This window comes from Intestinimonas sp. RTP31139st1_F5_RTP31139_211217, assembly GCF_040226735.1.
In the GTDB taxonomy this organism is placed as follows: Bacteria; Bacillota; Clostridia; order Oscillospirales; family Oscillospiraceae; genus Intestinimonas; species Intestinimonas butyriciproducens.
Genome location: NZ_JBCOAQ010000012.1, coordinates 45,735 through 66,024, shown reverse-complemented (window position 1 = coordinate 66,024; position 20,290 = coordinate 45,735). Strand labels below are relative to the sequence as shown.

Sequence of the window (20,290 nt, the reverse complement as noted above, 5' to 3'; positions counted from 1 at the left end):
TTGGCGGATGAATTACGCGAACAGCTTGAAACACAACTGTATGACAAAATGAAAGCGGAAAATACAGCCTATTTGGCGCAGCTCCAGACCCGCCCGGTGGGTGAGATCATTGAGAACGCCTATCAGATCGCATACCGGGAAAATGTGCTGTGTCTGCTCGAAGATTCCACCACTTTGACGATCCGGCAGCTTCAAACGCTGCTGGAAATGCCCGATACGATGGCTGAACTGTATAGCAGCTGGTGTGATCGGGACACAAATGAGATGGAGGTCCTGCGCGAAGGGATAGAATATTGTGCCTCCGATATACTGCGGCACAAGGCGGAGGAACGGTTTTCAGATCCTGCTGCACCAATGTTTGATAAGAGTTTCGACGATGCACACGAAGCTGACGAGCTTTATGAGTGGAAAGCCAATCATCTGCGAAATGAAGAATGTAATCGTACATTTGAGCATCGCGTAGGACTGGCTCATGCCGAAGGGCGTTTTTCGGCGTTCCTGCAGGAATGGGTAAAGGCATATGGTCTGGAACGATGTATGTTCGTTCTCTCCTGCACCATAGCCCAATGCCCAAGCGATGGCCGATATTATCCCCCGGCGCGGAAGGTGACGGCCCGGTTCCATGACCAGCGGGTGCGGTATCAGGGCTTTGCTGACCGATATAGGAACTCGGTCCATCCGGGAATCGTCAATCTGGCGATGGAGGGGTTTTTGCGAATAGAGCTGGAGAAAGGCCATAAACCCCAGTCCAAAGTGCGCCAATCGGAAAAAATCCGATAGCTGAAACAGCACTTTCTAAAGCCGAAAATGCGTGGTGTACTGATTTTGACTGTGATATTTCAAAGAATGTCATCCACAAATCAAAGGAGCAAGTGCAATAGCCGAAAAAGTTAGATTGTTTTGTTTGATGTTTGCAAAAAATGATTGATTTTTCAAAGTGCCTTTGCTAAAATTAGTTTAATTAAAGGAGGTGTTAGTATGTTGACCGAAGAGTTGATCGAATTAGCAAAGAAAGTTTGTAAACAAAAATCAGAAGAGCAAACAATCGAAGTGAAAGCTGCCCACATTGATTGTCCCAAAAGACTGTATGATACGCTATCCAGCTTTTCCAATCAGGATTATGGTGGCATTCTCCTATTCGGTCTTGATGAAAGAACAGATTTTCAAATCGTTGGTATCTATGACCCACAGGACCTTCAAAAGAAAGTGACCGAGCAGTGCTTGCAAATGGAGCCGCCAGTCCGTGCAGTGTTTAGCCTTGCGGAGATAGATGGAAAAAGTATTTGCGCTGCCGAGATTCCGTCTCTGGATATTTCTGAGCGACCTTGCTATTATCGGGGGGCTGGCAGAACGAAAGGTGCGTTTATCCGTGTAGGGGATGCCGATCTCCCTATGACAGATTATGAACTATATAGCTTTGAGTCATTTCGCAAGCACCTCCACGATGATGAGCGTGTTATAGAACGCGCTTCTCTGGATATGTTGGATCAAGACAAGCTTCAGGACTATGTCCGCCAAAAGAGCATAGAGCGTCCCGGTTTTTCTCAACTCACATTGGCACAGGCGCAAGAAATGCTGAACCTGACCAGAAACAATATACCGACATTGGCATCTATCATGAATTTCTGCATTTATCCCCAGGGGTATTTCCCTCAGCTTGCTATCACGGCGGTCGTTGTTCCGGGTACAGAAATCGGTGATATAGACTCTGACGCAGCACGTTTTATCGACAACAAGAGAATCGAAGGCACAATCCCAGTTATGGTTGAAGATGCGCTCAGTTTCTGCAAGCGCAATATGAAAATCCGGACAATTATTGACCCTGATACCGGCGCGCGAAGAGATAAAACAGAGTATCCGGTGGATGCCATCAGAGAGGCCATCCTCAATGCTCTGATCCACCGTGATTATAGTATCCACACGGAGGGCACTCCTGTTCAAATCGACTTTTTCTCCGATAGATTGGAGATCCACAGCCCTGGGAGCCTGTATGGCCGCATGAGCGTGGAGCAGCTCGGCATCGCAAAGCCAGATCTGCGCAATCCCGCATTGGCTGTCATGGCAGAAACATTGACCAGCGCCGAGCATCGGTATTCCGGTATTCCTACGATGCGTCGTACTCTGCGGGAGCACGGTCTCCCGGAGCCGAAATTTGAAAACCGTCGTAACGAATTTGTGGTTATTTTCTATAACGGAGCTGTGCCCCAGGAACCCACCCGCCAACCTGTTGCGGAGAGAACGCTTGACACCTTGGAAGATTTTTGTCGAACGCCTCGCAGCCGGAATGAGATTGCGGAGTATTTGGGTGTCAAAACAACATTTTATGCGATGCAGCACTATGTAAAGCCATTGCTGGAGTGCGGAACACTGGCTATGACGATCCCAGAAAAACCCAAAAGCCGCAATCAGAAATACTATACAGTTTCATCTTCCTGAAATCGGAAGATAGAAGAGGCACGGACAGAAATGTTCGTGCCTTTCTTTATGCCCGGAGGAGGTGATAAATCATGCCCTATGTGTCCAAGGACCAGCTTGCCCAAGCCCGAGAGATGGACCTGCTGACCTATCTGCGGCTTCATGAACCGGAGGAGCTGGTGCATTTCAGCGGCAATACCTATACCACCAGCACCCATGATAGCCTGAAGATATCCAACGGAAAGTGGTGCTGGTGGTCCCACGGGATCGGCGGCAGCACAGCGCTGGATTATCTGGTGGAGGTCCAGGGACTCACCTTGCCGGATGCCGTGGCCCGTATCACCGGCCCCATAAGCACATCCCATCCCCTGCCGAGATCCACCGAGAAAAGTTCGCCGCATTCCTTTCAGTTCCCACCCAGACACGCCGATAACCGGCGTGTTTTTTCATATCTGAGAAGCCGAGAGATCGATCCGGAGATCATCAACCACTGTATCAAGCACGGTCAGCTCTATGAGGATGCCGAGCATCACAACTGCGTGTTCATTGGTTTTCAGGGGGAACGGCCCCGATACGGGGCGCTCCGGGGGACCCTCTCCCAGAGTGCTTTCAAAGGTGATATTCCCGGCAGTGACAAGCGGTTTTCTTTCGCCGTTCCCCGGCAGGCCGGAAGCCGGGGAACCCTCTGCGTGTTTGAGTGCGCCATCGACGCACTCTCCTACCTCACCATCATCAAAGCCAAAGGTCAGGACTGGCGACAGGCCAACTGCCTGTCTCTGGCAGGCATCTACCAGCCGAGAGAGAATGGCCAGATCAAGTTCCCTTTGGCGCTGGACCAATACCTGAAGGACAACCCGCATATCGAAACGGTGGTGCTATGCCTGGACAGCGATGAAGTGGGGCGGGCGGCGTCACGGGCCATTTCAGACCGGCTGGAGGGGTACACCGTCATAGACAATCCTCCGCGCGGTGCGAAGGACTATAACGACCTTCTTCGGCAGCGGCAGAGAGCTGCGGAGCTGAGAACACACCGGCATGGCGAAAATCGCTGATTTCTTTTTCGGCAAAGTAAAAGCAGGACGAGCGCCGTCGGCGCTGTCCTGGCAAGCATAGCATTTGGCTATCCAAATGCGCTTGTTAAGGGGCCAAGCCCCCTAATACCCCCATTCTCACTTGAAAGGAAGTGTCGCTTATCCGAAAGCATACGGTATCTATTCTGCTCCGTCTTGATGAAGCCCAGCACCGCCATCTTCAAAAGCAGGTGGCGGCTTCCGGGCTGTCCACCACGCAGTTTCTGCGGGATCTGATCGAGGGCGTGGAGGTCAAGGCCAGACTGCCCAATGAACTGCCGGAGCTGCTGCGGCAGATCTCGGCGGTGGGCAACAACATCAACCAGATCGCCCGCACGGTCAACACCCGCAAGTATGCCACCAAGGAGGAACTTGCCATGATCGAGACTTTGCTGGCGAAGATCTGGGATAAGGTCAAGGACTGCTGAATGGCTATTATGAAGATCATCGCCATCCGTGACAGGCTGGACAAGCGGGTGAATTATGTGGCCGACCGGCAAAAGACCGCGCTGGACGCAGGTGTGGCCTACGCCGCAAACCCGGAAAAGACGGAACAGACCTTTTTCACCTCCGCCATCCAGTGTCGTTCCCCGGAGACCGCCTACCATGAAATGATGTCCACCAAACGCCGCTGGGGGAAAACCGGCGGTGTCCTGGGCTATCACTTCATTCAGTCCTTTGCCCCCGGCGAGGTGACGCCCGAGCAGGCTCACGCCATCGGGCTGGAATTTGTGAGCCGAATGTTCGGGGACCGATACGAGGTGGTTCTGGGGACTCATTTGGACAAGGTCCATCTGCACAATCACATAATCGTAAATTCCGTCTCGCTGACAGACGGAAAAAAGTATCATTCCAGCCCCGGCAGCTATTTCTTCGAGGTGCGCCCCACCTCGGATGAGTTGTGCCGGGAAAACGGCCTGTCCGTCATCACGCCCCAGGGCAAGGGAAAGCACTACGCTGAGTGGCAGGCAGAGCAAACAGGTAAGCCCACCATCCGCGCGATGATTCGGGAGGACATCGACAGCATCATTGCACAGGCATATACCTTTGATACCTTTCTGATGCTCTTGCAGCGCAAGGGTTATTCCGTGAAAGCCGGTCCCAACCGCAAGTTCACCACCGTCCGGCCACCGGGAGCCAAGCGGGCCATCCGGCTGGACAGTTTGGGCGAGGGGTACACGGAGACGGCGATCAAGGAGCGGCTGGCCCGACAGCGAACCCAGGGCAGGCCGCTCCAATATCATTTGCCGCAGAAATGGTACCAGCTGCGAGGGGTCATCGCCATCCTGCCAAAGAAGAAGATCAAAGGTTTTCACGCGCTGTATCTCCGCTATCTCTATCTGCTGCGGAGATCCCGGCGCACCAAGCTCCGTCCCTTGCCCTTCTCTATCAGGCAGGAGGTGGTGCGCCTGGAGCGGTATCAACAGCAGTTTCGCTATCTGCTGGAGCAGAACATTACTATCTCCGTAGAACTGGAGCAGCGCATCGTCGTTCTGGAATGGGACATTCGGACACTGACCGAAGAGCGCAGACCACTTTATCAAAAAAGGAGACTGACCAGCGATGAAGCACAAAAAATGGAATACAGTTTGGAGATCGACCGCAAGACCGCCTCCCTACGGGAGAACCGCCGGGATCTGGCCCTATGCCGCAGGATACAGGCGGACATACCGCAGGTGTCGGAACAGGTCAGGCAGGCACAGGAGGAAGAACGACCAATGAGAAAGGAGGGACCGCAGCATGAGTACCAGCGGTGAGACTGCCGATCTGATGGTCCGCGAGGGCATCCAGATCACCGAAAGCGCAGTCAAGTTGGCGGGGCTGGGGGCAAAAAATCTGGCGGCTCTGCTCATCGCCCTTGCCAACGATAATCAAAAGCTGGCGGGCAAGACCAATCTGAAACGGCTGATCCACGACGGCGAGGAGCTTGCCGTGTTCTCCGTCAAACGGGAAGATTTGAAGGGTTTCCACATGGAGAGCAAGCGGTACGGCGTACTGTACTACCCCATCATCAACAAGGTGGAACACACCGGGACTGTGGAGATCATGGCAAAGGCACGGGACGCCAAGCAGATCAACCGCATTTTTGAGCGCATGGGCTATCCCGCCCCTGTTCCGGAACAGGCCGCAAAAAAAGAAAAGTCCCGCGTTCCGTTCGAGAACAGCTCAAAGGAGCGCGGGACTGGTGCGAGAGCGTCTACCGTGCCGACTATGACGGAGAGTGAAAAACGGCCTTCCGTCAAGGCGAAGCTGGCGGCGCTTCAGGCGGCGGCGAAAGCCGGTGCAGAGGCCCCTGCCAAGGAGATCAGCAAGACCATTGCAGACAGAACACGATGAGGAGGAATTGTTTTTATGTCGAAATTAGACACCTTCATTCAAGAGAGGCAGCAGCGCTCCGAGGAGTGGAAGGCTCAAAAGACAGCGGAACGGGACGAGTTGAACGCTCTTTCCGAGAGCGGTATCCTGACCGCCACCATGGAGCCCCAGGCGTATCTCCGCTATCTGGATGTGCAGGCGGACAATCCCCGGTACAGCGCATCCAACATTCTGCTGGCGATGGAGCAGAACCCGGAGATCACTTTCATCAACAGCCTGAAAAACTGGAATGACCTGGGGCGCAGCATCAAGCAGGAGGAAACTGGTATGAAGGTCCGTGTCACCGACCCTTATATCAAGGATGGGCGGGAGCATCGGGGCTACAAGGTGGGGCGGGTCTTTGACATTGCCCAGACCACCGGAAAGGGAACTGTCCCCAAGCTGACCTTGCAGGAGAATACCCCTGAAATGGACGCCGCCCTGCGCAAGTTGCTGGATCAGTCCCCTGTTAAGGTCAATACCAGCACCACCACTTATCACGATGCCCTGTATGATCCCGCCAGCCAGGAGATCACCGTATCCACCAACTTGACGGATGGTCAGACCTTTGCGGCGCTGGCCCGCGAGATCGTCCACGCCAAGCTCCACGACCACGGCAGATACCCCTACTATTCCCGCAGTGACTGTGCGCTGGAAGCCGACAGCGTGGGCTATATGCTGTGCCGCAGCTTTGGTATCCCCGGAAAGCAGCCGGACGCCAGCAAGGTCGGCGCACTCTTTGAGGGGATGGAGCCCCAGGACCGGCGCGGCGTTCTGGACAGCTTGCAGCAGATCTTTCAGCGGATGCAGCGAGAGATCCAGCGGGAGATCTAGCCCCAGGAGCGGCGGCAGGAACCGTCCCGGCCTGCCAGATAACAGGAGGAATGGATGATGAAAAAACGAGTATGTTCCATGCTCTGCGCCGTCCTGCTGCTGTGCGGCATGACGGGCACGGCGATGGCAGCCGAGGCAGAGGTGACGGCTGTTGATCCTGCCCAGATGAGCGGTGTATTGGAGCAGGTTCTTCCCCAAGCTGCCCCCATCTATCCCGCAGAGGTGCGCGCCAGTGAGGAAAACGGTGTCCATCGTCTGGAGAAGGTCTACTACCTGACCGCCGGAGATGACCCGGCAGCCATCCCCACCAGGGATTTTGACCGGGAGGGTGTGACCTATACTCTGCTGGATGTTCTGAAAAACGACCAGACGGAAACGGATACCAAGGATCACATCGAGGTCATCACCACAGACAGCGGCACCAAGGATATGGCCGAGATCATCAAGACACTGGAGCCGGAACTGGAGGTCAGCACGGAGGACGGCTACTCCGGCATCCTTGCCCTGAACTACACCTCCATCACCGTAGAAGCGGCTGGCTACAAGACCAGCAGCCGCACAGTGTCCGCCCAACGCACTTACCCCAATCTCTCCGACCCCGACCTCTCTCTGATCCCCAAAACCATCGAAGAGAGCGGACGTACGCTGACTCTGGCAGATGTGGACTGGCAGGCTGCCGCCACCGACCATATGGACGGCTACGATCTGGCCATGCGCTATAACGCCGTGGCCACCTATACCGGAACTGCCACCAGCAAATACACCACCGGCTATACCGTTACGGCAGAGTATGGCGGCGAGATCACCAAAAGTAGCTGCAACACCATCGTCTATACAGCGGTATTCTCCGGTGTGGATAATTCCCCTGCGGATGCACAGGCCGACGGGTCTGAAAGCGATAAAACTTTTAACTATATCCTGTTACTGATCCCGCTGGGAGCAGTGATCCTGGGTGCTGCCGGGTACTTTGGCCGCAAATGGTATCTGCACTATCAGAATAAGAAACGGGGGTATGAATGATGAAACAGCGACTCTCTGCCATGCTGTCCGCCTGCTGTCTGCTGGCGGCCTTTGCTATGCCTGCTTCCGCTTTGGAGTATGACTTTCGAGCTCCGGACGATTATCTATTCGGCCAGCCTACCAGTGATGAGACCATCTATGTCACCACCGAGGAACCGGTCAACCGGGACCGGAGCAAGACTGCCGCCTATGCCCCTCCCGCCTTTGGAAGCCCTACCTCCTATACACTGAACGCCGGAGAACCGCTGACGCCCAATCTGGTAAATCAGGGCGCAAGCGGCTCTGGTATCGGCGTCGACGGTGGTATCACCGTGATGCCGCCCGCATTGTCCGGCGGCACAGCGGATAATACCGATATTTCTGGCGGAAGCGGATATACGGCGGTTACTTCTGACCTCTACTATTCCGGCGGACATCTGGGGACCCTCAAGATCCCGGTCATCGGCCTGTCCGTCAAGGTCTACCAAGGTACGGACAGCGCCGCCCTGAAAAAGGGCACGGGCCATTTTACGGAGACCAGCATCTGGGAGGGCAATGTTGCCATCGCCGCCCATAACCGGGGCGTGAACAACCACTTTGGAAAGATCCACACCCTGTCCGTGGGTGACAGCGTCAAGCTGACCACCAAGCTGGGGATCCGCACCTATGAGGTCTATTCCGTGGAAAAGATCGCCAACGATGACCTCTCGGTGCTGCATGACAGCGGAGAGAATATCATTACCCTTGTGACCTGCGTGATGAACCAGCCCTCCTACCGCTGGTGCGTTCAGGCCAAGGAAGTCTGATTTTTTGACAGCCGCGGGATGATCCGATATGCTGAAAGCACATAAAAACAAGGAGGGCTTCAGTATGAAAAAGGGGTTTCCCGGTTTTCTTGCCGGACTGCTTTGCGGAGGGTTTCTATTTGGCGGAAGTGTCGCATACGCGGCAGGGATCGTGGCAACGCCGTTTTCGGAAATGGACCAGAAACTCACACTGAACGGCAATCCCATCACCCTGACCGGCTACAACATCAACGGAAACAACTACTTTATGCTGCGGGACATTGGCAGAGCTGTGGGCTTTTCCGTGGCATGGAATGGAAGCACCCGCACCGTTGAGATCGACACCGCCAGACCATATGAGGAGGAACAGCCTGCCGATTCTGTTGCGCCAACAGATGGTTCCCGCTATGTTCCGCAAGTTGGAGATACGATCCGCTGCCCTGATGGGACGGACTATACCATCACCGATGTAAGCCGGTGGGATAAAAACGCCTTTGTCAGTGGACCGCTGGGTGAATTACCCCAGCCCACTTGTGATTGGAGCAGTTTTCCGGAAATCGAACTTCCGGCGGCTGAGGTGCGGCATTTTCAACTGGAAAGCGGCGAGTATCTCTTTATCCGCAATCTTTACGAGACGCGGCGGATGCAGTACACGCTCCAGAACCTTGCCGGAAATCATCCGGACACCAGCAAGGACGGAAAGCTGGCCTATGGCGGCAAGGGCAGCCCAGCAGTCAGTATCAAACTTTCCATTCCTTCGGAGATCAGCGCATATTCCTTCTGGCCCTGGCGTGAGAGCGAGATTGAGAACCTGTTCCATTCCTGTCCGCCCGGAACCTACTACATGGAAGCATGGGATGTGTATAAAGATGGTGTGTTTCAGCGCACCGAATATAACATCCGTGCTGTCTGACAACTGAATATCATCCACAAAGCGGTATGCCAACGGCATACCGCTTTCCTTTTACCCAAATCACATCAAGGAGGCCCCTCATGAAGAAAAGAATATTATCGCTGCTCCTCGTTTTGGTGACAGTGCTGGGGTTGTTCCCCACAGCTGCTTTTGCCGCCGCCTCAGAGGAAGAGGCGCTGGGCGAGGTGGATATTTACAACGGCGGCACAGAGATGTCCTATCTGTCCATCAACGGCCGCATCCGCACCCAGATCTATACGTATTACAATCATGTGGACAGCAATGGCCGTGTTCGTGAGATCCCGGCTTATTGCGTCAACCCCAATACCAAAGGCGTCCCGCAGAGCGTGGCTCCCGGCGAGAGCATCCAGTATCTGGCCGAGGAAAAGTCCAGTGATCCCAAGGTGATGGGCATCGTCGCCAACGGCTATCCAACAAAAGGGCTGAGTGAGCTGAAGCTGGAAAACAAGTACCATGCCTACTATGCGACCAAAATGGCACTTTGGTGCTACCTGCTTCCCAATTGGTCCATTGCTAATCTGAAAGTCAATCCCAATCTGACCGGAGTGGAGCTGGACCGTGCAAAAGCAATCCTGGCGGCGGCAAAAAGAATCTATACGAATGGCACCGGATGGAGTGAGATTTTAAGTCCGGAAATCACCTGCACGCCCGACCGCAGCACAGCCTATGATGTCACAGTTAACGAAAAACCCTACAAACAGCAGGTCTTTACCTTCTGGTCCAAAACATGGGTATGCGATTATACCGTGAATGTCGCTTTTACCAATCCGGACAGCGTACCTGTTGGTACCCGGATCGTGGACATGAACAACAACGACATCACCACCATTACCACCAGCGGCACAGGCAATGGCTACGCCGGTAAATTCAAGGTGTTGTATCCTGTGGACTCCATAGCTGGAAAAAGCGGCAACGACCAGCTTTCTTTCAGTACAGATGTCTATAAATATGCCATTTTTTACGCTGTGTGCGCGGAACAGAACAAATACGGTGAACTTCAGAATTACATGGTAGATACCGACCCCACGATCACCAAGCGCCTTTCCACATACAGCAGCTATGCCGATGAGCCGAAGGAGACGCCAGAAACTGGCCTGCGCATCCTGAAGTATGAGACCGGTACTACCGTCCCCCTTGAGGGAGCGCTGTTTGAGGTCATCGGTCCGGATGGCGACACCGTTGGCTTTTTCTCTACCGACCAGAACGGTGAGATTATGATCCCGCTGAAGCTCAGCGGAAACTACACCGTGATCGAGCGCGAGGCCCCGGCCTATTACCTGTTGGGCAAGGACACGGCTAAGAATGTCACCGTGGTCTACAACGAGATGGCAGAAGTCACCTATTATAATGACTCCTACGGAAATCTTCGGGTACAGAAAATCAGTGACATCGGCGAATATCTGTCAGGCGCCACGGTGCAGATCAAGCACATTGAAACAGGAGAGACATTGACCCGCCAGACCGGTGCTGCGGGTGTCGCTGTGTTCGACCAGCTAAAGCCGGGGGCGTGGGAAGTGCGTGAGATCGCAGGCGTCCCCGGTTGGCTGGCTGACACAGATACCGTGCAGACAATCCATGTAGTTTCCGGCTCAACGGCAGATGTGACCATTACGAACAAAGAACTCCCTGGACTGCGCATTATCAAGTATGACCGCCAAACCATGGAGGCTATGCCCGGCGTGACCTTTGAGGTGTTCAAGGATGCCGTCTCCATGGGAAAATTCCAGACAGATGAGTTTGGCGAGATACTGCTGACTGACCTCGCTCCCGGCACCTATCTGGCCTATGAGGTAGATACTGGCAGCGATGACCACATTCTGGACACCACTCCCCAGCAGGTAGAACTTCACGCCGGTGACGGCATCAAGGAATTGCTGTACTTCAACGATGTGAAACCCGGCCTCCATCTGGTAAAGGTGGACAACGCAGACCCATCCAAGGTCATCCCGAACGCTGTTTTTGAGATCAAATCTGTGGCCGGGGACTACGGCCCGGAGGAGTTTACCACCGACCAGAATGGTGAAATCGACCTCTCCAAACTGCCTATTGGTGCGTATGTTGTGACTGAAAAATCCTGTCCCGGCTATATCGTCGATCAGGCACAGCGTATTATCCAGCTCGATGGCAACGAGAACGCTCAATTTGTTTTTACGAACAGCATTAAGCCCACACTGGAGATCATCAAGCTCAGTGCGGATGGTTCGGCGCTGTCTGGCGTAACTTTCCGCATCGCTAAAATCGAGGATGGCAGCCACTACCTTGACCGAACCACCAACGACCAGGGTGAGATCAGCATTTCTAATTTGGAACCTGGGGTCTACTCCATCCGGGAGACGGTGACCACAGCAGATCATATCATTGACCTGCGGGAGTATCATGTGGAGCTTTTCCCCGGAAAGACCAGCACTCTGGTCATCGAGAACCAGAAACGGCCCAACCTGATCGTCTATAAGCATGATGCAGATACGGGTGAACCGGTTGCCAACACCGTTTTTACCGTCCGTGCGGCAGACGGCCATAGCGTGGATGAGATCAAGACAGATGCCAGCGGCAAGGCCGAGCTGAAAAACCTACTGCCCGGTGTCTATGAGATCACGGAGAAATCCGTACCTTCTCCCTATCTGCTGGACGCTCCGGCGCAGCTTGTGACCCTGTGGTCAAATCGGGATCATACGGTCTATTTTGAAAACCATAAAAAGCCCAGCCTGACCGTCAACAAGGTTTGCAGCGTCACCGGCGATCCGCTGGAGGGGACCAAATTCCGCGTGACCTATGCCAGCAACAATACGGGCAGTGGAGAGATCAACGACCTCGGGACTTTCTATACAGATGAGAATGGCCAATTTGTTCTCACCGGCCTGCGTGACGGCTGGTACAAGGTGACGGAGCTGGAGAGTGTTCCAGGCTATTCCATAAAGGAAGCCACGCAGGAGGTCTATATCCAGTCCGGCACCAGTAAAACACTGACCTTTGAGAATACCCCTCTCTCGGCGCTGATCGTCTGGAAGTACGACAGCGTGACCGGTGAGGCCGTGCAGGGCGCAGTATTTCAGGTAAAGTATTTGACTGGCACCAGCGGAACAGGCGGCACGGTCATCGGGACCTACAAGACCTCGGCCAACGGCAGCTTCACCGTGACGGGGCTGAAAGCCGGCACTTACATCGTCGAAGAACTGGCCAGCGACAGCGGCCATGTAATCGACACTGCACCCCAAACCGCCTATATCAGCGGCGCGGAACAGGATGTGGTGCAGCTTTACTTTGGGAACTCCCCCAAGGGAAGCCTGCTGATCCGCAAGATCGACAGCGTGACCCACGCCCCCTTGTCAGATGTGCAGTTCTTTGTGACAGACAGTTCCGGCGCAGTCGTAGGCAACGGAAACGGCTACTTCACTACGGACAGTGCAGGCAGTATCCTGATTGAAAACATTGCCCCCGGCACCACTTTGGTGGCTAAGGAAACCATTGCCAAGTCCGGCTATTTGCTGGATGATACGCCTCAGACAGCACAGATCAAGGCGGGTCAGACGGTCACGCTGGAATTCCGCAACCAGCCCCTGGGAAACCTCATTATCCACAAATTGTCCAGCGCGGATAAGAAAACTCCGCTGGAAGGAGTGCAGTTCAAGATCACCTATTCCGACGGCTCCTTTGTGGATGCCGAGGGCGGCAAGCAGTCCAGCAACGGGTTGTACTGGACGGACAAAAACGGTCAGATCATCCTCTCTGACCTGGCCGGGACCGTCATCGTGACAGAGGTACAGAGCATCCCCGGCTATACCATCGACCCCAATACCCAGAGCCAAACTGTGACCATCAACCCGGACGATACCCAACATCTCTACTTCTATAACGCCCTCATAGGCGGCGTAGAGATCATCAAAGTCAATGAAGCGGACAAGACCGAGCGCATCCCCAACACCACCTTTGAAATTCGGCGCGTCAGCGATGACGCTTTGGTGGACACTGTGACTACCGGGAAAACCGGCAGCGTCTTTGCGACGCTGGAGGACGGCAATTACTATGCAGTGGAGACTGAGAGTGCAGAAGGCTTCAAGCTGGATGACAGCCCCCACTATTTCACTGTGAAAGACGGGAAAACCACCAAGCTCACCGTGACCAACGCACCGATCTCTGGCATCCTGATCCACAAAATTTCCTCTGCCACAGGCAAGGGCATCTATGGCGTCCACTTCCTGCTTTACGATGGACAAAAGAATCCCATCGGGGAGTATGTGAGCGACCAGCGGGGCTATGTCTATATTGACGATCTCACGGAAAGCGGGCGCTATTACCTGCGGGAGTTGGAGAATGAGGGATATATCCCGGACACGGAACTCAAAACCGTCAATGTGAAGGCCGGTGAGACCACAGAGATCACATGGAAGAATACCCCCATTACCGCACAAATTCAGATCGTGAAGAAGTCCGCAGATGATAATCCCATCAACGGTCTGCCTGCCGAGACACTGCTGGAGGGCGCTGTGTTTGAGATCTACGACAAGGCCAATAATCTAGTGGACACCATCAAGAGCAACAGTCGGGGCCTTGCGGTGAGCAAGCCGCTGCCCCTGTCCCGGTATACCATCCGTGAGGTGAAAGCTCCGGCATACTACGCCGTCAACCCCACGGTGATGACGGCCTATCTGGAGCATGAGGGGCAGATCGTCACCTTTGAGGTGGAGAATGACAGCGTTTCCACTGGCGTGAACATCAAAAAGACCGGCCCCGCCGAAGTCATGCCCGGTCAGCCCATCAAGTACACGTTGGCGGGCATCGGCAACACCTCTACGGTACCGCTCCAGTCCTTCTATTGGCGTGATGCCCTGCCCGGTCAGGTGACTTTGGGCCGTATTGTCACCGGCACTTACAATCAGCAGCTCTCCTACAAGGTGGTCTATAAGACCAACCTCTCCGGGGATACCTACCGCACTTTGGCAGACAATCTCTCCACTACAAAAAATTATGTATTGGAGGCACAGCCTGCTGCCCTGGGACTGGCCACCAATGAGCGGGTGACGGAGTTTATGTTCGTGTTCGGCGCCGTCAAGGCCGGGTTTGGACAGGTGGAAACGCCTTATATCTACGGAACGGTTGCTAAAAGCCTGTCCAACGGGACCGGCTTTGTCAATGTGGCGGATGTGGGCGGACTTCATGACGGTCAGTGGGTCATGGGCGTTTCCCGCTGGGTAACGACTGTGTATTCCAAGACCACCGTGACTTTGCCCAAGACCGGCTACTAAGCCACAATGAAGCGAAATCGGGATTTTCGGAGCACCGCCCCCATGTGGGCGGTGCTCTCCCTGCTCGTCCTCTGGCTGGCGGCCATTCTGGCCTACGCCTATGAGGACGGCATGAATGTGTTCGATCTGATGGGGCGTTTCAGCGCGGCGCTGGAGCGCCCCTTTGCTATCCGCTGGACATCCCACACCCTGAAATTTATGGGCATTTCTCTGGTCTGCTACGCAATGGGGATTGGTTTGTACTATGCCAGCCGGGAGAACCGGCGGCCCGGTGAAGAATACGGTTCAGCCAAGTGGGGCAGCGCCAAGCAGCTCTGCCAGAAGTATATGGACCATTCAGCAAGCGGCGGAAATGTGATCCTGACCCAGAATGTGATGATCGGCATGGATGGCCATAAGCACCGCCGCAATCTCAACATTTTAGTGGTGGGCGGCTCCGGCTCGGGAAAAACACGGTTCTTTTGTAAGCCGGGGCTGATGAGCGCCAACTGTTCCTATCTGGTTACAGACCCCAAGGGGGAAATGCTCCGGGCCACGGGGCAGCTGCTTCTCGACGAGGGATACGATGTCAAAGTATTTAACCTGATCGACCCCAGCCAGTCAGACGGCTACAATCCATTCTGCTATCTGAGAGACGAAAAGGATGCTCTGAAGCTGATCGACAATCTCATCAAAAACACCACGCCCCGCAATGCTTCCAGCAACGATCCGTTCTGGGAGAGTGCGACTCGTTCGCTGACGGTAAAAAGTCAGCGGACAAACAACAAAATATAGTTGTTTGGATAACTGGTAATTCGACAGGTGGAATGACGGGGTAACGCCCTGAAACGCCTGCCCTCGGTGGGCGTGCATCGGCTGCAAAGCCGGTGTACGAAGCCCCACGACAACGGCTGAGAGCAACCGTAGCCGCCGTCAACGGAGGCCGAAAGCGGTCTGGAGGCAGACTGTGTTGCCTATAGGCCAAGGGTCTATAAAATACCCATGGTTAGAATGTTCGCCCTGGCAGGCGAACTGACGAATCCGCGAATGTACGGGTCTATAAGAAGACCATATAGAAATGTATGGGTGCGTTCAAGTGCAGCCGGTGTGGTTTAGTAGAAATTTGCCCTACGAACGACCATGTTGTGTTACAGGCACATCCCAGCCGGCAGGCTCATAGCGGAAACCTAAAGGTATAGATGCACAGATAGAATTACCGGAACGAGGAAAGGCAGCGGCTTTCGCAAGGAAGAACCCGGCGAAGAACAATAAGCGGGTGAACCGCTGCTGAAAAGTAGTGATCGAACCGAAGAAGTCCCTGTAATGGGGATGGAGGAATGGTCACAAGTCGAATTGTGGAAACAGGCATTATTCAATCCAATCATAAGGATTCGAGTAAGACCAAAAGGGTCACTTTTCCAAACGGGAGGTAATGCCTTATGCCAAAAGAAAGGAAAAAAGTTCTGTGTATGGACGCCCAGCGGCACGCCGAGTATTACGGGATGCAGCGGACATTTGACGAGCTGTACGCCAAAAGCAAAGCCGGTGAAACATTCACCGGCCTGATGAAACTGGTATTAAGCCCGGACAACATCATGCTGGCCTACAGAAATATCAAGACCAACACAGGCAGCTACACAGCAGGAACAGACAAGCAGAATATCGGTGACATTGGACGGCTTCCACCGGCTGAGGTCATCGGTAAGGTCAGAAAAATTGTCACAGGCAGCGAACACGGCTACCGTCCCAAACCAGTGCGCCGGAAGGACATCCCAAAGCCAAACGGAAAAACCAGGCCGCTGGGTATCCCCTGTATCTGGGACAGATTGGTGCAGCAATGCATCAAACAAATCCTGGAACCCATCTGTGAGGCAAAGTTTAGCAACAACAGCTATGGGTTCCGCCCGAATCGGTCAGTGGAGCACGCAATTTCCCGTACTTACTCCCTGCTGCAACGGGCGCATTTGCACTATGTTTTGGAGTTCGACATCAAAGGGTTCTTTGACAATGTGAACCACAGCAAACTGATTAAGCAGCTCTGGACTATGGGCATCCAGGACAAACAGCTTCTGTTTGTCCTCAAGCGTATCCTGAAGGCTCCTATCCGTATGCCGGACGGCAGCACGGTCTACCCGGCAAAGGGAACGCCCCAGGGCGGGATCATTTCTCCGCTGCTGGCCAATGTGGTGCTCAATGAGCTGGATCACTGGATCGACAGCCAATGGACGGAACACCCCGTGGCAAACCGCTACGGTACATGGCGCACCATCCGCACCTCCGAGGTCTTTGACAAGAGCAAGGGCTACCAGAAAATGCGGAACTCCAATCTCAAAGAAATGTTCATTGTGCGCTATGCGGATGACTTCCGTATCTTCTGCCGGAACCGAGAGGACGCGGAGAAGACTATGGAAGCTGTCACAAGGTGGATTACCGAACGGTTGAAGCTGGAGGTCTCCCCAGAGAAAACACGCATTGTCAATGTGCGAAAGCGATACTCCGAGTTCCTCGGCTTCAAAATCATGGTGTACCACAAGGGCGGAAAGTATGTCGTGAAGTCCCATATCTGTGACAAAAAGCTACAGTTGGAAGAAAGCAAGCTCGTGGAGCAGGCAAAGTGCATCGCAAAACCAGCCCAAGGGCGAACGCAGTCAGAGGAGATCGGCCTGTTTGACGAAATGGTGTTGGGCATCCAGAACTACTACAGGATTGCTACCTGCATCAGTCTGGACTGCCGGAAAATCCACCGCAGAGTCATGACAGTGCTGACCAACCGTCTGAATACGGAGACCGGCTCTCAGCTCGTCCGGGAGGGCGGTGCCATGACGGACAGCGAAAAGGAGCGTTTCGGCGCTTCTCAAATGGTGCGGTATGTGTCTGGTATCAACCGGCCAATCTACCCCATTGCGTTCATCAAGTATAAAACCGCAATCGGAATCAGCGCCGCAGTCTGCTGCTTCTCTCCGGCGGGGCGGAAAAAGATACACGATAATCTGGAGATGGATACGACCCTGTTTGCGTATCTGCGGGAACATCCGCCGAAGGGCCACAGCCTGGAATATGCCGATTGCAGGCTCTCCCTGCTGTCTGCCCAGAAGGGCAAGTGCGCTGTCAGCGGCGAATGGTTCTTGCAGCCGGACAGCATCGTGTGTCACAAGAAGGCTCTAAAGGAGCAAGGCGGCCAGGAGCGATACAGCAATCTGGTGCTGCTCCACAGGCGGTATCTGCCCTTGCTGACCGACCAGGACGCTGCCGCTCTCAAGAGTATCTGTAAGAAACTGACTGTAACAAGAAAACAACTGACCAAAATCAACAGCCTGCGCGCCGCCGCAAAACTGGCGGCAATCTGAACAACTTTCTATTGGTGATTGATTAAATGCCTGATAACACAATCGATGGAACGCCGGATGCGGTGAAAGTCGCATGTCCGGTGTGGAGTGGGGGAAAATCCGGCGATTACTTCAAAGGATTACCTATCACTATAAGCCGAGATCGCTTTGGACTCCGCCCTGATGCTATATCTCATGAGCGAAGCGCCCCCGGGGGAGCAAAACTTCGAGACGATGATGCTGATGATGGAGTACGCCCAGGTGCGGGAGGAGGACGAACAGTACCGCAGCCCGCTGGATATGCTCTTTGAAGTGCTGGAGGAAGAACAGCCCACCCATGTGGCTGTCAAACAGTATAAGGTGTTCAAGCAAGCTGCCGGTGTTGTATGCTCTAAAAGACTTCTTAATCAAGCGGTTGGGAAGTCTCTTAGAACACACAACCTAAAACCGAAGAAAGGAGCGCAAGTTATGAGAAAAAATGAGAAAATCACAGCTCTGTACGAACGACTGAGCCGTGATGACTTTGGCAAAGATGATGACCAACAGCGTGAGAGCAATTCCATATCCAATCAAAAGGCTATGTTGGAGGAGTTCGCCGCACGGCAGGGCTTTACAAACATTGTCCATTTCACGGACGATGGTATCAGCGGCACTTGTTTTGACCGCCCCGGATTTTTAGCCATGATGAAAGAGGTTGAAGCCGGAAATGTGGAATACCTCTGTATCAAGGACATGAGCCGCATGGGTCGTGACTATCTGAAAGTCGGTCAGATTATGGAAATCCTGCGTCAGCGTGGCGTTCGCCTTATCGCCATCAATGACGGCGTGGACAGTGCCAGAGGGGACGATGATTTTACCCCTTTCCGCAACATTATGAACGAGTATTACGCCAGAGACACCAGCCGTAAAATCCGTTCCACTTTCCAGTCCAAAGGCAAGTCCGGCAAGCACCTCACAGGCACGGTCATTTACGGCTATCTTTGGAACGAAGCCAGAGACCAATGGTTGGTTGACCCCGAAGCCGCCGAGGTGGTCAAGCGCATCTTTGCCATGACGATTGACGGCTACGGTCCGTATCAGATCGCCAGCAAGCTGAAAGAAGAAAAAGTCCTCATTCCGTCCGCTTACCTTGCCCGGCACGGCGAGGGCGTGAACAAAAATAAGACCTTCAAAGATGTGTACGGCTGGGGTTCTTCCACCATCTGCAACATTCTTGAAAAGCGTGAATATCTGGGACACACCATCAACTTCAAGACCCGAAAGCACTTCAAGGACAAGAAAAGCCATTATGTCCCGGAGGACGAATGGACAATTTTCGAGAATACCCATGAGCCTATCATTGACCAGCAGACCTTTGACCTTGTGCAGAAAATCCGTGGGAATGTCAGACGCTACCCAGACGGCTGGGGCGAAGCAGCTCCCCTCACGGGCTTGCTCTATTGCGCCGATTGCGGTGGCAAGATGTATGTCCACCGCACCAACAACGGCAAGCGTATTTCTCAATATACCTGTTCCCAATACAGCAAAGTCCCAGTTGGAAAGCTCTGCACGACACAGCACCGTATCAATGAAGATGTGGTACTGTCCCTTGTCTCTGAAATGCTGAAAGCCATTGCCGAGTATGCGAAGCATGACCGAGCCGAGTTTGTCCGTGTGGTGCAGGAAGCGCAGTCCAGCCAGCAGACGGCAGAGGTCAAGAAACAGCGGACACGCCTTGCCACCGCAAAGCAGAGAGTTTCCGAGCTGGAAGTCCTGCTCTGCAAAATCTATGAGGACAACATTTTAGGAAAGCTGTCCGACAGCAGATACGCCACTCTGGACGCTCAATACGAAAAGGAACAGTCCGAGCTTACCGTTGAAATCTCCGATCTGGAAAAGGCTATCAAGAGCTACGAGAAGCACGAAAAGGACGCTGACCGTTTTATCGCTCTGATTGACAAGTATGAGAACTTCGACAAGCTGACGATTGCCATGCTCAATGAGTTTATTGAGAAAATCCTTGTGCATGAGCGTGACCGCAAGGGCAGTATTCAGACCACACAGGAGGTCGAGATTTACTTCAATTTCGTGGGTCGTTTCGTTCCCCCTGCGTTTGGCGAAGTGGAGCTTACCCCGGAGGAATTAGAGGAAATCCGCAAGCGTGAGGAACGCAAGGACAGGCTCCACCAGAACTACTTGAAGCGGAAAGCCAATGGTAAACAGAAAGAGTATGAGGAGCGCACGAAAGCCAAGAAAAAAGCGGAGATTGAAGCCAGAAAACAGGCAATCCGCACCGAGGATATTGCCAGAGGGGTATTTATCCCGGTGAGCAGTTTGCCGCAGCTGGGACCGAGAAAGGGAGCGTGATTTT

The 20,290-nt window shown here is 53.8% G+C and carries 14 protein-coding genes; all 14 read left to right on the top strand.

What is annotated here, in order from left to right:
* The 14 genes from ABUA09_RS09675 (at nt 1) to ABUA09_RS09610 (ending at nt 20,286) form a co-directional block, all read left to right on the top strand.
* Complete coding sequence (locus ABUA09_RS09675) at nt 1–780, top strand: DUF3848 domain-containing protein (protein ID WP_195615213.1); 780 nt, start codon at nt 1–3, stop codon at nt 778–780.
* A gap of 198 nt (nt 781–978) precedes the next feature.
* Nucleotides 979–2,436 (top strand): ATP-binding protein, encoded by a 1,458-nt coding sequence (locus tag ABUA09_RS09670; RefSeq protein WP_195615212.1) that lies wholly within the window; start codon nt 979–981, stop codon nt 2,434–2,436.
* 71 nt (nt 2,437–2,507) lie between these two features.
* Nucleotides 2,508–3,467 (top strand): DUF3991 domain-containing protein, encoded by a 960-nt coding sequence (locus ABUA09_RS09665; protein ID WP_195615211.1) that lies wholly within the window; start codon nt 2,508–2,510, stop codon nt 3,465–3,467.
* A gap of 131 nt (nt 3,468–3,598) precedes the next feature.
* On the top strand, nt 3,599–3,913 hold the full coding sequence (locus ABUA09_RS09660; protein WP_195615210.1) for a plasmid mobilization protein: 315 nt from the start codon (nt 3,599–3,601) through the stop codon (nt 3,911–3,913).
* A complete protein-coding gene (locus ABUA09_RS09655; protein WP_349949332.1) occupies nt 3,914–5,242 on the top strand; it encodes a relaxase/mobilization nuclease domain-containing protein in 1,329 nt (442 codons plus the stop codon). It begins immediately after the preceding gene.
* Complete coding sequence (locus ABUA09_RS09650) at nt 5,226–5,822, top strand: PcfB family protein (protein WP_195615208.1); 597 nt, start codon at nt 5,226–5,228, stop codon at nt 5,820–5,822. Before ABUA09_RS09655 ends, ABUA09_RS09650 begins: the two co-directional genes overlap by 17 nt.
* 15 nt (nt 5,823–5,837) lie before the next feature.
* On the top strand, nt 5,838–6,674 hold the full coding sequence (locus ABUA09_RS09645; RefSeq protein WP_195615207.1) for a hypothetical protein: 837 nt from the start codon (nt 5,838–5,840) through the stop codon (nt 6,672–6,674).
* 57 nt (nt 6,675–6,731) lie between these two features.
* Complete coding sequence (locus ABUA09_RS09640; protein WP_195615206.1) at nt 6,732–7,694, top strand: hypothetical protein; 963 nt, start codon at nt 6,732–6,734, stop codon at nt 7,692–7,694.
* Entirely contained in the window at nt 7,691–8,479 is a 789-nt protein-coding gene (locus ABUA09_RS09635; protein ID WP_438268284.1) for a class D sortase, read from the top strand. The genes ABUA09_RS09640 and ABUA09_RS09635 overlap by 4 nt, the downstream gene beginning before the upstream one ends.
* A gap of 64 nt (nt 8,480–8,543) precedes the next feature.
* Entirely contained in the window at nt 8,544–9,371 is an 828-nt protein-coding gene (locus ABUA09_RS09630; RefSeq protein ID WP_349949331.1) for a stalk domain-containing protein, read from the top strand.
* An 80-nt stretch (nt 9,372–9,451) separates the two neighbouring features.
* A complete protein-coding gene (locus tag ABUA09_RS09625; RefSeq protein WP_195615204.1) occupies nt 9,452–14,635 on the top strand; it encodes a SpaA isopeptide-forming pilin-related protein in 5,184 nt (1,727 codons plus the stop codon).
* A gap of 6 nt (nt 14,636–14,641) precedes the next feature.
* Nucleotides 14,642–15,409, top strand: a complete 768-nt coding sequence (locus tag ABUA09_RS09620) for a type IV secretory system conjugative DNA transfer family protein (protein WP_279204085.1) — start codon at nt 14,642–14,644, stop codon at nt 15,407–15,409.
* 644 nt (nt 15,410–16,053) lie between these two features.
* Nucleotides 16,054–17,961, top strand: a complete 1,908-nt coding sequence (gene ltrA, locus ABUA09_RS09615) for a group II intron reverse transcriptase/maturase (RefSeq protein WP_195615202.1) — start codon at nt 16,054–16,056, stop codon at nt 17,959–17,961.
* Between the two features lie 447 nt (nt 17,962–18,408).
* Nucleotides 18,409–20,286, top strand: a complete 1,878-nt coding sequence (locus tag ABUA09_RS09610; RefSeq protein WP_054323469.1) for a DUF4368 domain-containing protein — start codon at nt 18,409–18,411, stop codon at nt 20,284–20,286.
* The last annotated feature ends 4 nt before the right edge of the window (nt 20,287–20,290 follow it).

Excerpts from the sequence above, each read along its gene's own strand:
- ABUA09_RS09670 (WP_195615212.1), top strand. The coding sequence starts at position 979 with ATGTTGACCGAAGAGTTGATCGAATTAGCAAAGAAAGTTTGTAAACAA.
- ABUA09_RS09665 (WP_195615211.1), top strand. The coding sequence starts at position 2,508 with ATGCCCTATGTGTCCAAGGACCAGCTTGCCCAAGCCCGAGAGATGGAC.
- ABUA09_RS09655 (WP_349949332.1), top strand. The coding sequence starts at position 3,914 with ATGGCTATTATGAAGATCATCGCCATCCGTGACAGGCTGGACAAGCGG.
- ABUA09_RS09650 (WP_195615208.1), top strand. The coding sequence starts at position 5,226 with ATGAGTACCAGCGGTGAGACTGCCGATCTGATGGTCCGCGAGGGCATC.
- ABUA09_RS09645 (WP_195615207.1), top strand. The coding sequence starts at position 5,838 with ATGTCGAAATTAGACACCTTCATTCAAGAGAGGCAGCAGCGCTCCGAG.
- ABUA09_RS09640 (WP_195615206.1), top strand. The coding sequence starts at position 6,732 with ATGAAAAAACGAGTATGTTCCATGCTCTGCGCCGTCCTGCTGCTGTGC.
- ABUA09_RS09635 (WP_438268284.1), top strand. The coding sequence starts at position 7,691 with ATGATGAAACAGCGACTCTCTGCCATGCTGTCCGCCTGCTGTCTGCTG.
- ABUA09_RS09630 (WP_349949331.1), top strand. The coding sequence starts at position 8,544 with ATGAAAAAGGGGTTTCCCGGTTTTCTTGCCGGACTGCTTTGCGGAGGG.
- ABUA09_RS09625 (WP_195615204.1), top strand. The coding sequence starts at position 9,452 with ATGAAGAAAAGAATATTATCGCTGCTCCTCGTTTTGGTGACAGTGCTG.
- ABUA09_RS09620 (WP_279204085.1), top strand. The coding sequence starts at position 14,642 with ATGAAGCGAAATCGGGATTTTCGGAGCACCGCCCCCATGTGGGCGGTG.
- ltrA (WP_195615202.1), top strand. The coding sequence starts at position 16,054 with ATGCCAAAAGAAAGGAAAAAAGTTCTGTGTATGGACGCCCAGCGGCAC.
- ABUA09_RS09610 (WP_054323469.1), top strand. The coding sequence starts at position 18,409 with ATGAGAAAAAATGAGAAAATCACAGCTCTGTACGAACGACTGAGCCGT.